The following is a 12,726-nucleotide window of genomic DNA, read 5'->3' on the forward strand; positions in this document are numbered from 1 at the left end:
GGCGCCTCTGCCTTCACTTTCACCACGACCCCAACTCACGAGGCTATCATGCTGCATCGCTCGCTCCTGGCACGGCCGCACCGTGCCCTTCACCTGGTAACGTCCCTCGCACTGTGTGCTGCACTGCTCATTGTTTCTCTCGATACTCCCTCACCGGCCGAACCGATTGAACCCGAATCGCTCAGCACCGGCATCGTGCCGACGATGGGGCTTCATGACGTGAAGGAAGGCACGCTCCTATTCAAGACCAATCAGCAGGGCCGCTACCGGCCGGCTTCGATCCTGAAAACCGATGTACAGATCGCCGTGACCGGCATGATCGCCCGCGCGGCAGTGCGGCAAGAATTCACAAACCCCAGCAAGAAGAAAGGCGACTGGCTCGAAGGCATCTATGTGTTCCCGCTCCCGGAAACCGCCGCGGTCGACCATCTCCGCATGAAGATCGGTGAGCGCATCGTCGAAGGCCAGATCAAGGAGCGGGCCGAGGCGAAGAAAACCTATGAACAGGCGAAGCACGAAGGCAAGCGGACAAGCCTGGTCGAGCAGGAGCGGCCCAACATCTTTACAACGTCGGTCGCCAACATCGGACCAGGCGAGCGCGTTATCGTCGAGATCGAGTATCAGGAAACCGTCCGGTACGACAACGGACAGTTTCAACTCCGCTTTCCCATGGCCGTCGGCCAACGGTACATTCCCGGCACCCCGGTGATCATCGAAGGCCAAGAACCGAAAGGCTCAGGCACGGTCCTCGACACCGATCGCGTCCCGGATAGCTCGCGCATCACGCCTCCGGTGCACTCACCTGGCCAAGGCTCCATCAACCCTTTGAGCCTTGCCCTCGTTCTCAACCCAGGATTCCCGGTCGCCAAGGTGGAATCGCCCTACCACCCGATCATCGTCATCCCGGATCCAGACGGTGGATTTCAGGTCAGCTTGAAGGAGGAAGCGGTGCCGGCAGATAAAGATTTCCAGCTTATTTGGCATCTCGCCCCTCACACAGCTCCCTTGGCGACGATCTTCACTGAAGAGAAGCATGGGGAAACCTATGCCATGCTCACGATTGCCCCGCCGACTCAGCCGGACGAAAAAGCCGTACGCGTGCCGCGTGACCTCATCTTCGTGATCGACACGTCCGGGTCGATGGCAGGCCCGTCCATCCAACAGGCCAAAGCTTCGGTGACAGCGGCACTGACAAGGCTCACCACGCTGGACCGATTCAATGTGATCCAATTCAACAATACGGTCCGTTCCCTGTTCCCTACGCTCGAACCCGTGACGGCAGCAAGTATGAGAAAGGCTGTGCGTTACACCGAGCGGATGTCGGCGGATGGAGGAACCGAGATTCTTCCCGCGTTGAGGCAGGCCCTGAAGAATCCGCAAGATCCGTCCCGGATTCAACAGATCGTATTGCTGACCGACGGACAGGTCGGCAATGAAGAGGAGCTGTTCGAGATGCTGCACTACAAGCTCGGCACCAGGCGACTGTTTACGATCGGCATCGGCTCGACGCCGAACAGCTACCTCATGCGCAAGACAGCGGAGGTCGGCCGGGGGACCTTCACCCATATCGGCAATATCGAAGAGGTCAAGGACCGCCTCGATGCGCTGTTCAAGAAGTTGGAGCGGCCTGTTCTCCATGACATTGCCGTCGATCCCACCGGTTGGTCGGGCACGGAACAGTACCCCTCGCAGATTGCCGATCTGTATGAGGGTGAACCGATCGTGCTCGCGATCAAGGCGCGCTCACTCCCACCACACGCGACGCTGAAGGGACTCGCAGGTCATCACCCCTGGACCCTGCCGGTCTCGTTCAACCAGGCAGCTTCACAGGGAGGTCTTTCCGTCTTTTGGGCCAGACAGAAGATCTCCGCGCTGATGGATGAGACATACAAAGGCGGAGTCGAGGAGGCGATCAAAAACGCCGTGATCGATGTCGCAGTGAGTCATCACCTGGCCAGCAAGTACACGAGCCTGGTTGCCGTAGATGTCACGCCCGCCAGGCCGACGGATCGCTCAAGCACTGAACAGGCTCCGGCCGCTGTTCAAGATCAAGCTTCAATCGCCGCCCTGCCGAAGACCGCCACGATCGGGCAGTTGCAGATCCTGTTCGGGCTGGCGTTGCTGACGATCGCAGGGTTGGTGTGGCGCCATCGGAAATGGATGGCATGAATCGGGGCCGAATCATTCGACCGGCTCACGGCGCGCTGGTCGCATGCGTCCTCGCGATTGGGCTCTGGCAAGTCGGAGAAGGATCGTGGATCTATGTGAAGGCCGAGCTCGCGCAGTATCTCCTGCAGCGAGCTTGGTCTCGCACCCTGGCCGGTGAAACGGCCGTTAAGCCTTGGCCTTGGGCCGACACCTGGCCCATTGCGCGATTGGTGATCCCACGTCTGGGCGTTGATCAGATCGTGTTGGAAGGCGCATACGGACGAACGCTGGCATTCGGGCCAGGCCATGTCGAAGCCAGCGCGTTTCCCGGTTCGTCCGGCACCACGATTCTCACGGGCCACCGCGACACCCACTTCAAATTCTTGAAACGCCTGCGTCCGCACGATGAGATCATGATCGAAACCGTGGAGGGACACCGGCTGCGTTTTCTGGTATCGGAAAGCCGCATTGTGGATTCACGATCCGGCACCATTCCACTCGATCACCCACAGAGCAGACTCGTCCTCGTCACTTGCTATCCATTCGGTTCGATGATGGTTGGTGGGCCGTTGAGATACGTGGTGACTGCGGAACGTGACGCAATAGGAACGGGAGGCTAGTTCCGACCGGTCGTCTTCGCCGACTTCCATTTCCATGGCGGGATCGGATTCGGCTCGGACCACAGGCCCTTCGCAGAAGCTCTGGCGAGCTCTTCCATATCTTTCAGGGTCTGATCGCTGGATTTTCCCGGCTGCGCCCAGGCGAGTCCTTCTTTGACCAACTCATGGGCGACATGCCTGCCGTCTTGCAGCAGAATGTCCGCCGTGATCCGACCCTGCCGGTCACGCTTCAAATCCCGCACCACCACATCACGGTTGGCGACATAGACGTTCGTCGCGTGCTTTGCCTGTTTCCCGTACGGTTGTTTCATCTCCGGACAATCAATATCTCGAAGGTAGACCATTTCCTTCCGTCCCTGATGATGGATCGTCAGACGATCTCCCTCATGGACCATGAGGACTCGTGCAAGGAAATCTGCTTGGGCAAGCGCCGGACAGATCATGCTCAAAGCGAGCACCAGACATGTAGCAAGGCGATGCTTCATCATGATGTCGTATGCTACCGTCAGCAGCACATTCAGCCAATCATTTCTGTATATTTAGACACGACGACGTTCACTGAGAATAGATAGGTGGGTCTTGCGAGGTACGTGAATGCCCGATGAAGCTCATCCAAACAGGATCCATTCCGGGCCCCCCAGTGTAGCTATTCGCACACACACCTGATAGGATGCTGATGTCTCATTGCGGAGGGCCTCGCATGAAACAAGAATCTCAATGGCCTGTCACCGATGTTGTTCCTGCCGAGAATCTGATTGGAAGCCTGACCTGAGCCGTTCATCCACTACGTCTTTGGCCCTCTCCTTCCCCTCCGAAGTCCCTCTCGCGTCATGGACGATGTCATTTTAGAAGGAGGAACCCCCATGGGTTCAAAACTGTATGTCGGCGGGTTGCCATACTCGGCAACGGAATCTCAACTCACCACCCTGTTTGCCGAGCACGGCACGGTCGAATCGGCCCGCGTGATTGCGGACAAATTCACGGGCCAATCTCGAGGTTTCGGCTTTGTCGAAATGTCGAGCGCCGAGGAAGCCAAGGCGGCGATCACGGCCTTAAACGGGTCACAGATGGATGGACGGTCGCTCACCGTCAATGAAGCGAAACCGATGGAACCGCGTTTCGGTGGTGGCAGTGGTGGCGGCGGTAACCGCTCCGGCGGTGGACAGAACCGCAACCGCTATTAACTGCGTCACGCGAAGTACCTGACTTCGGAAGGGGCGCTCCGATTGAAGCGCCCCTTCAAGCTACCGATCACAATATGTGTCCGTGCAACCCCGTTTGCGAAGACATGGCTTCTTCGCTCATGCCCACGTGCGGTGGACTTCACTCACCTGTTCGCCACCCTCGATCTTGGTGACCACCCATCGCACATCGTCGGGAATGGTCACGATCTTGAGCGCGGCAGCATGCCCGTCGGCTGCTTCCCCAAGTTCCGCAACCACGCGAACGAGTTTTTCATCATCCCGTGGAATGAGTTTCCCATATTGGTTCAGGCTCGGTTCTCGCGGCCCCGCAGCCTGAGGCCAATAAGCTCCAGTATCCGTTTCGTTCAACGCCTCTTGTTGCCCCAACTCACGCAACCGGACCAGTGCCTTATGGCTGATGCAGAATTGGTCATAGCTCCTGTTGATCACGATTTGCTTCATGTTCGCTCCCTTCGTAGATAGCAGCCGTTCTTCGACCACCGACTGACTACCGGTCTACACCGCCGGCGCCTCTTCGGTATAACCGAGGTAGTTTCCGGTCCAATGGCAATAGCGTCGGTGGGCCCATGTCGTCACTTCATCCTTGTGGAGTTCGCCGTACCGCTTCTGAAGGACGGTGTCGAACGTATCGAGGTTCCCTTTGATCTCAACGAGGTCCTCTTCGGTGATTTTTCCCCACTTTGCCTTGAGCGGCGCCTTGAGTTGCCCCCAGAACTGTCCGAATTGTTCCTTATTCATGTGAACTCCTTGGTGAGATGTGAGGCCTCCACTCCTCTCGGGACCAAGACACGTCGGCGTCTTGGTAGAGCGGCACTCGTGGAGACTCAGGCGTAGAAGCGGCGAAGACCGGAGAATCAGACGCGCAAGAACGGGATGGGGAGGAACGGCGCGAGCGATGGGAAGTCAGCGTAGCTCAGTACGTCATCTTATCAGCGTACAAGCATGACTCATGCTCTGTCAACGGAGACAAAGACGGAAAACACACGCCCTTGACGGGTCTATCATCAGGGCGTAGGGTGAACAGTGTACTGCAGACCGCCTTCGTCTCGGAGGTGGTGACATGCTCTTCCGTCGACGTGAGATCCAATTGAAGGGAGAGGGCATGTATGCTCTCTTCTCCAGTTCGTCCCTCACCAATCCTCCCGCTAGGCTCTGCTTACGTACTGTCCTCGGGCTTGTGAGCCCGACGACCCTATTCCGATGTGACACGTCGCACACCTGCGATTGTCCGATATGGCAAGGAGGTATGTATGTCCTACCGTTACAACACCATCGACATCATCGTGGGTGTCGGACTCTGTGCCATTCTGTTTGGAGCACTGTTGTTATTCGCCGCGGCCAATGGCACCTATCAAGTAGTCCTCCCACAGGCGCTGGCGTCGGAACAACCAGCAACCAGTGATATGGGCATGAGCGCGCTTCAACCTGCACTCGGTCAAGCCATCCTCGATCAAGCGCTCTTCGAGCGCCGCACCAATCACGCCATGGCTCAATCGGTCTCCGAATGGAATCGCGCGACCATGGCGCATTATGAATTGTACTCCGGCTCACGCGGCTTGCTCGAGACTGTCCTCAATGAAGCGGCAACCGTCCCGGCCGCCCATCTGGCTCGCGTGCAGGGCGTCATGGGACGAGCGATCGTCAACGTCACGACTCGCGGTGTTCGGAGCGGCTTCTTGTCTGCTGATCACTATGGTTCAATGTACAACATGACGATGATCGGCGCGATCGAAGCCAGGGGACAACAGCTTCATCATGCGTTCGCTTCCACTTGGCAAGCCACGCTTGGACGCCGCATCGTCGAGGCCGCTCAGCACGATTGGATACAGGCCGGTGCGATCCAGGAACGGCTCGGGTGGGCTCTGGTCCGGGTAGTTGAGGCGCAACGGAGCATGGAGCAAGGACAAGCCACACAGCAAGAGCAGCTGGCCGGCTTGATATTTGCCGCGGTGCGCAGTGCAACACCGACGGACCGCATCTCCGCGCCGGCTCCTATCGCCTTATCCGCGAAGGGCGAGACGGTCGCCGCGAGCGAACCGATGGCATGGCCTGAAATTCCAATGGGCTATTTGGTTGTTGCCGGCTTCATGCTGTCGGCGGTTTTCCTTGGAGCGCTCTCACTGGCCGCGCAGGGCAGGGAAGCAAGAGCTCTCGCTCAGATCAGACGCGATGCAGATCGTTGGGTGTATCGCATGGCCGCGTGATCAACGCGCCACGAGACGTCACGTCGCTCGGTAGAGCATTGTGCGTGCAAGCCTTCGGGTGAGGTCACTCGCATGAAAGGAGGGATTCATACGTCCACCCAACGCCGGGGAAGCGCCGCATACCGCCGCAAGCATGGAGCGCAGCCCAGATCCATCCGGCTGCTCATTGTCGAGGCTCAACGGCTGTTCAGGCAAAGTCTGCGGCTGCTGTTGGAGCGGGAACGGGATGTCGCTTCCGTCGTAGAGGCGCCGGATGGGCGCGAGGCCTATCGATTGGCGATGGAGCACAAGCCCGATATCGTGCTCCTTGACGTCGACATGCCGGATCTCGATGTGGAATCGATCGCAAAACTCATCCAGCAGCACCTCCCCGATACGCGGGTGCTGCTGTTGGCTCGGTACGATGAAGATACACGGATTATCGCCGCCATGCAGGCAGGCGCGTTCGGCTACATTCTCAAGGACACCGATCAGACGGACTTTCTGCGCATCATCAGGGCCACCGTTCGAGGAGAACATATCCTGTCGCCGGTCATGCCGGACAGCTTCGCTCGTACCGTTCCCGGCGCGGTGGGGCGGACACAAGAGCACCACACCACCGTACTCATGAACTTAACCGACCGGGAACGAGAAATATTGGGTTGCGCAGCATCCGGTCGGAGCAACAAGGAAATCGCCGATCAGTTGTGCGTCTCCGTCGATACCGTGAAGACACACCTGCATCATATCTATCAGAAACTTTCCGTGGACGGGCGCGTCGAGGCAATCCTCACCTACCTCCAGGCTTAGTAGCTACTCCTTTTCATCACCCGATCGGTGTAGGCCGTAATTCAACCTTCTAGGCGATGTCGAAGGAGCAGTCCGCATCTTAATATGCTTGTGAATATGGAGGACGGTCTAGATATCCTTAATCAAGCGGAAGGCTGCAGGTTTCAAGCAAGGAGGTGAACGGCGATGAGTGATGTACACTTAAAGGAAATCAAGGACGACATAACACACGAGCCAGGATGGGTGTATTTGTATGGCTTGATCTTTCTCGGGATCGTTGTCTTCGCGTTGATGATGGGAGGTTTCGTGGGCTGATCCGTAGCTGTGGCCGGAGGGCAGGTAACCATTGCGACCCTTCACGGAGGTGAGGGCTGCCCGAACCGTTGGGGTACGGCGGGGCAGCCCTTTGTTGCTCTAGGGCAACGCGAAGGGGGATGATGTATCCGTCCCTGTACTCCTGATTCCGTACGCCGCTTCTCTCTACTAGCGTATTTCCTTGAATTGATGATAGCGGTAGGCCGTCAATACGGAAGCGAGGGAGGCTTTGAGTTCCAGACGCTTAGGCTTTCCGGTCGAGGTATAGGGCACGTCTTGTCCAAAGAGAATAACTTTTGGACATTTTGAGAACGGCAACCGTCGCCGACAGTGTGCGAGTAACTCGGCTTTGGTGGGCGGACTGGCTTCGTCCCTCGGCACCACATACGCGGCGATCTCCTCACCATAGTAACGATGCTCGAATGGAACAGCCATCGCAAATCGCACGAGCGGATGACTCTTCAACACGTCGTCGATCTCCAACGGCGCAATATTGACACCGCCTCGAATGATGAGTTCCTTCAGGCGACCGGAAATGAAGAAAAACGGTCGCCCTGACGTATCTCGGACATAAAATCCTTCATCCCCGGAACGGAACCAGCCCCATCGAAATGCCTCATCATTCGCATCCTCCCGCTTGAAATAACCGGCACAGACGGTTCCCCCGCGGATGCAAATCTCTCCTCTCGCGGTTTCCGGCCGCGGCTGCCCCTCGGCATCCAGAATCGCCATCATAGTGTGTCGGAGCGGAACACCGATTGAGGGAAACTCGTAATCGTTGAGCCAATGACGATGCTCTTCACGCGAAAGTTCATTGGGCAGAAAGCAGGAGTAGCAGGTCGTCTCGGACAAGCCATAGCCGTGGCGAATCGGAAACCCGAATCGGTCTTCGAACCGCATGGCGGTGTCTTTGAGCAAGGGACCGGCGCCACAAATGAATCCGCCGAATTCGTTCAGCCGGTATGCGGCGATGTCTTCATTTGCATCCAAGAGGAATTCCAACAGGGTCGGGACGACACTGACACAGGTGACCCGCTCTTCGTGTAGTCTCCGCCAGAACGCGGCGCTCTTGAACTTGCGATTCAAGATGATGCCGCCCTTGCAATAGAACGGTGTGATCACCGTCACGACGATCCCATTCACGTGATGAATCGGAAGCACGCACATGAGGCGAGAGTCCGCTCCGAACCGATGCCATGCGGCAATGGCGTCGGCATCGACGAGCAAGTTCCTTATGGTGAGAACCACGCCTTTCGGCGGACCGGTGGTCCCGGATGTATAGACGATGAGCGCTTCATCTTCCAGACCGGGAGTGTGAGATGCGGCACCAATAAATGGGGCTGCTCCAACCTTGGCCGTCTCCCTATGTTTCGGCCCTTGCACGACACCTTCATCATTCAGCACAATCACATGGCGCAAGACGGGAAGTTCCGGTTGAAGATTTTTCACTTCACCAAGGTACGTGTGCCAACAACAGACGGCCGACGCCTCGGAATGTTCCAGGATGTAGCGTTTCTTATCCGTGGATTCCTCGACGTTGATCGGTACGATCGTGACGCCCAAGGTCCAGGCTGCAAAGTACAACACCACGGTGACGTCGTGGTTAAAAAGGAGTGTCGCCAGTCGATCCCCACGCCGTACTCCCACATGATCATGGAGAAACGCGGCGAACAGTTCGACCACCGTTCCGAATTCCGCATAGGTGTAGGTGTAGCGCACCGCTCTATCGTCATCGCAATAGGTCATGAAGGTCCTACTGATCCCGGCGCGATCATGGACACGGGCTTTGAAGAACTCGGCAAACGAGCTCCACGGGAACAGGAGGCATGGCTCTTCGACTGTTCGTGCCCGCGCGATATGGTCAGGCACGGTGATCAAGGGGGACATACTCCCTCCTCGACGGTCCCGTGTAGAGCGCGCGGGGCCTCATTAACCGATTATGGTCCTGCTGTTCGATGACATGGGCGCACCATCCTGTGATACGCGAACAGACGAACAGCGGCGTATACAGCGAGAGCGGGATCTCCATCAGGAGATAGGCCACCGCCGTATAGAAATCGAGATTGGGATAGAGGCCTTTTTCCTGTTCCATCACATGTTCGATCGTCGTCGCGATGTCATACCACCGGCGGTTGCCGCAGACCCGGCTCAACGATTCGGCATGCTGTTGGATGATGGCCGAGCGGCTGTCACCTTTCTTGAGCACACGATGGCCGAAACCCATGATGCGCCGCTTCTTTGCCAGTGCCTCCCGAACCCAGGCTTCCGCGCGGTGACCATTGCCGATATCCACGAACATTTCGGCGACTGCCTCATTGGCTCCTCCGTGGAGCGATCCCTTGAGCGTCCCGATCGCCGACGTGACGGCGGAGTACAAATCCGTCATCGTCGATGCCGTGACACGGGCGGCGAACGTGGAGGCATTGAATTCATGTTCGGCATACAGCGTCAGCGAGACGTCCAGGACACGGGCCATGGCTTTCGTCTGCTCATCTCCTCTTCGGTCGGTCAGGAGATACAAGAGATTCTCTGCAAAGGTCAGATCATAGTGTGGACGTCGCCGCGGTTTGCCGGTGACGAGTCGATAGGATGTCGCCACGATCAGCGGGATTTGCGCCAGCAGCCGGATCGCTCTGCGAACGTTGGCTTCATGCGAGTGGTCGGTCGTGTCCGAATCCACCACACCCAACAGCGAAACACCCGACCGGACGATGTCCATCGCATGTGAGCCGGAAGGAACTGCGCCGAGAAATACTTGAAGGAGGTGAGGGAGCATGGCTTGATCGATGAGTCGTGCTGAGAAGTCATTGAGCTCTTGCCGATTCGGCAGACGCCCGAACAGCAGGAGATAAGCCACCTCCTCAAAAGCACTGTGCTGTGCCAAATCACGGATCGCATAGCCTCGATAGAGAAGACCGGACTCCCCTTCATCGACGAGGCAGAGAGCCGATTCTCCAGCAATCACTCCTTCGAGACCGGGGCTATACGTTGAACCCTCCTTCATCTCAGTCGCGGGAGACTCGTGGATGACCGTGTTCATAGATCCTCCCTTCTCAGCGTTCGTGAGAATCCGTGTACCGGAGCAGACTGTACAGTTCTCGTCGCGTCATCATGTGATGGAGCCAGTCTTTCTGGGATCCGAACAGCTTGAGCTCGCCCAGCAGCCTGTCGATGGCTTGCAAGGCCGTCCGTAAGCCCGTCACGGGAAAGAGCACCCCGTGATACCCGAGACTCTCGAATTCTGCGACGCTCAAAAGAGGTGTTTTCCCGAACTCCGTCATATTCGCGATCAATGGAACCGTGATTCCTCCTTTCGCCATTTCGCGGGCAAAGGTCCGGAATTCTTCGGCCGATTCGAGGGCCTCGGGAAACAGCGCATCCGCACCGGCCTCCACATAGGTCATCGCCCGTTGAACGGCGGCGTCCAGCCCCTCCACTCCACGGGCGTCGGTGCGTGCCACAATCATGAAATTCCGATCCTTTTTTGCCTGAACGGCCGCCTCGATTTTGGCGGCCATTTCACCTCTCGGCACCAGACGCTTGCCTGAAAGATGGCCGCACTTCTTGGCCGTGTCTTGATCTTCAATCTGCATGCCGGCAAGATCGGCTTCTTCGAACACTCTCACCGATTCAGCGACCTGAGCCGGACCGCCATATCCCGTATCCGCATCGACGATCGTCGGAATCGAGACCGCCCGGGCAATCCTCTCCGCCTCCGCCGCCATGTCACTGAGCGCCAGGAGACCGACATCCGGCATCCCCCGACAAGCTGATATGGCCGCCCCCGAAACATAGGCGATCTCGAAGCCGGCTCGCTCAATTTGCATCGCCACCAGCGCGTTGAAGGCCCCTGGGATGGCAAGGGCGCGCGCACTGAGCAATTCACGCAAACGCGACGTCTTTGCTTGCGTCGCTGAATTCTTGTCCCTGTTCGTCATTGACGATCCGGCCCCCAACTCATATCCTCAAGAACGGCATGAGCGCGCCGATGTCTCGAACCCGATCAAGCTGCCACACGAATTCAATCAGCCGATCGATGCGCGGACCACTCAGTCGGCCGGCAGCCAGCCGGCGAACTTTCACTTCCAGGTCTCGATCCGACATCGGATTGCCGGGATGTCCAACCGGCAGCTCGACCTGTCGCATGTACGTTTTCCCAGCGTCGGTTCTGACTGTGATTCTGGTCGGCATACTCTCGGGATAGCACTCCACGAACTCGGGTTGCCGGACGACACGGGTTTTCTTCATCAAATCCTGCAGGGCTGAATCCCGTAATCGCTTTGCGCCGAATGACTGCAGCGTCACGCGGCCGTCGCGTAATGCCGTCGCAACGCAGTAAGGGAAACTGTGATCGGCCGTTTCCCTCGTGGTCGGCTGCCATTTCTCAGGATCGCGCCCGATGATTTCGATGGCCACCTCGTAACTCCCGACTTCGATATCCGCTAGATGTTCGATTGCGTGAACTCCTTCCGCCTCGATCAAATCGGCATGAAGTGCCGAGGCAGCCTCCACCGCAGTCTGAGCGTGATACTCGACCGGGTATCGCTTGATATAGGTGTCCAGAATCTTGAATCGAGAAGGCTGATTATCCCCCAAGGCGAAGGTCGGCCCTGCTTCCGCAGCGAACGCTGCCAGCTCGAACGGTCCCGACACCAATTTCATGAAGCCCTTTTCTCCTTCAAAGATCGGCGACGGCCCGGTCATTCCCTGCTGCGCCAGCCCGGCGGCAAACACGCCGTTGCGAGCGGCGTTCGAGAATGCGCACGCCTTCCACATAGACAGATCCCCAACCCTCGTCTGCCGTAGCGCCACATTCGCGGCACCCGCCAGGTTGACGGCCTGGACGGTCTGCGCGGATGAAAGCTTCATGAGCTTCGCAGCGCCGATCGCGGAGGAAAACGGGCCGTAGGTCACGTGATCCCAGCCACGGGGGCGGAGCGCTGCCGCGTCACAGAAGCGACACTGAATTTCATAGGTAAGCGCGATGGCTTCAATCACCTGCTTGCCGGAGGCATGAACGGCTTCGCCGACCGCGACAATGGCCGGAATATTGTCGGACGGGTGCGCCGGCTCTTTCGAGAGATATGTGTCATTGAAATCGAGATACCGGACGAGCCCGCCATTGGCAAAGGTGGCGAGGTCGGGAAGAGTCTTGTGATGCGTGCCCCACAGCGTGGCACCCTGCGGCACCTTGACGCTTCGTGCTATTCGGCGGGCGATACGGCAGGGCGACGCATTCCAGGCCCCGAGCGCGCAGCCTAGACTGTCGAGCACGCGCCGTTTGGCTTCGTGCACGACGGCATGCGGTAGATCGCCGTAACGCAACGACCGGCCGTACCGAGCGAGACGATCGGCAAGCATTCTGTACCTCGCAACCCGAACGTCAATCGACCAACGTCATCCGCGGTTCGTGGAGACGGCTGCGGTCATGATACGACCCTGTTGTCTGCGTGTTCGATCGACGTG

12 protein-coding genes are annotated in these 12,726 nt (G+C 58.0%); 5 read left to right on the forward strand and 7 right to left on the reverse strand.

Translation table 11 applies throughout. From position 1 onward, the window contains the following. Window positions 1–48: 48 nt before the first annotated feature. A complete protein-coding gene (locus H8K03_06765; GenBank protein ID UVT21599.1) occupies window positions 49–2,169 on the forward strand; it encodes a marine proteobacterial sortase target protein in 2,121 nt (706 codons plus the stop codon). Beyond that, window positions 2,166–2,768 carry a class GN sortase gene (locus H8K03_06770; GenBank protein ID UVT21600.1) on the forward strand — a complete coding sequence of 201 codons (603 nt, stop codon included), beginning with the start codon at window positions 2,166–2,168 and terminating at the stop codon, window positions 2,766–2,768. Before H8K03_06765 ends, H8K03_06770 begins: the two co-directional genes overlap by 4 nt. Here H8K03_06770 and H8K03_06775 read toward each other — a convergent pair. Next, window positions 2,765–3,256 (reverse strand): thermonuclease family protein, encoded by a 492-nt coding sequence (locus H8K03_06775; protein ID UVT21601.1) that lies wholly within the window; start codon window positions 3,254–3,256, stop codon window positions 2,765–2,767. The two genes, H8K03_06770 and H8K03_06775, sit on opposite strands and share 4 nt — an antisense overlap. Window positions 3,257–3,631: 375 nt before the next feature. On the opposite strand from H8K03_06775, the gene H8K03_06780 reads away from it, so the two are divergent. Beyond that, window positions 3,632–3,952: an RNA-binding protein gene (locus tag H8K03_06780; protein ID UVT21602.1), complete on the forward strand. Its 321-nt coding sequence runs from the start codon at window positions 3,632–3,634 to the stop codon at window positions 3,950–3,952. Between the two features lie 117 nt (window positions 3,953–4,069). On the opposite strand, the gene H8K03_06785 is transcribed toward H8K03_06780, so the two are convergent. Both H8K03_06785 and H8K03_06790 read right to left on the reverse strand, forming a co-directional pair. Beyond that, window positions 4,070–4,414, reverse strand: a complete 345-nt coding sequence (locus tag H8K03_06785) for a hypothetical protein (GenBank protein ID UVT21603.1) — start codon at window positions 4,412–4,414, stop codon at window positions 4,070–4,072. Window positions 4,415–4,468: 54 nt separating this feature from the next. Next, entirely contained in the window at window positions 4,469–4,711 is a 243-nt protein-coding gene (locus tag H8K03_06790; GenBank protein ID UVT21604.1) for a hypothetical protein, read from the reverse strand. A 512-nt stretch (window positions 4,712–5,223) separates the two neighbouring features. Between H8K03_06790 and H8K03_06795 the strand changes: the two genes are divergently transcribed. Both H8K03_06795 and H8K03_06800 read left to right on the forward strand, forming a co-directional pair. Continuing rightward, window positions 5,224–6,177 carry a hypothetical protein gene (locus H8K03_06795; protein ID UVT21605.1) on the forward strand — a complete coding sequence of 318 codons (954 nt, stop codon included), beginning with the start codon at window positions 5,224–5,226 and terminating at the stop codon, window positions 6,175–6,177. 72 nt (window positions 6,178–6,249) lie between these two features. Beyond that, window positions 6,250–6,966: a response regulator transcription factor gene (locus H8K03_06800; GenBank protein UVT21606.1), complete on the forward strand. Its 717-nt coding sequence runs from the start codon at window positions 6,250–6,252 to the stop codon at window positions 6,964–6,966. Between the two features lie 462 nt (window positions 6,967–7,428). On the opposite strand, the gene H8K03_06805 is transcribed toward H8K03_06800, so the two are convergent. From H8K03_06805 to H8K03_06820, 4 genes are read right to left on the reverse strand one after another with little or no spacing between them, the layout of a single operon-like run. After that, the gene (locus tag H8K03_06805) at window positions 7,429–9,147 is read right to left on the reverse strand and encodes an acyl--CoA ligase (protein ID UVT21607.1); all 1,719 of its coding nucleotides are present in this window, start codon (window positions 9,145–9,147) and stop codon (window positions 7,429–7,431) included. After that, complete coding sequence (locus H8K03_06810; GenBank protein UVT21608.1) at window positions 9,122–10,300, reverse strand: citrate synthase; 1,179 nt, start codon at window positions 10,298–10,300, stop codon at window positions 9,122–9,124. Before H8K03_06810 ends, H8K03_06805 begins: the two co-directional genes overlap by 26 nt. Before the next feature lie 13 nt (window positions 10,301–10,313). Continuing rightward, entirely contained in the window at window positions 10,314–11,198 is an 885-nt protein-coding gene (gene prpB / locus H8K03_06815) for a methylisocitrate lyase (GenBank protein ID UVT21609.1), read from the reverse strand. A 19-nt stretch (window positions 11,199–11,217) separates the two neighbouring features. Continuing rightward, on the reverse strand, window positions 11,218–12,621 hold the full coding sequence (locus tag H8K03_06820; GenBank protein UVT21610.1) for an MmgE/PrpD family protein: 1,404 nt from the start codon (window positions 12,619–12,621) through the stop codon (window positions 11,218–11,220). Window positions 12,622–12,726: the final 105 nt, after the last annotated feature.

The organism is Nitrospira sp., assembly GCA_024760545.1.
In the GTDB taxonomy this organism is placed as follows: domain Bacteria; phylum Nitrospirota; class Nitrospiria; order Nitrospirales; family Nitrospiraceae; genus Nitrospira_D.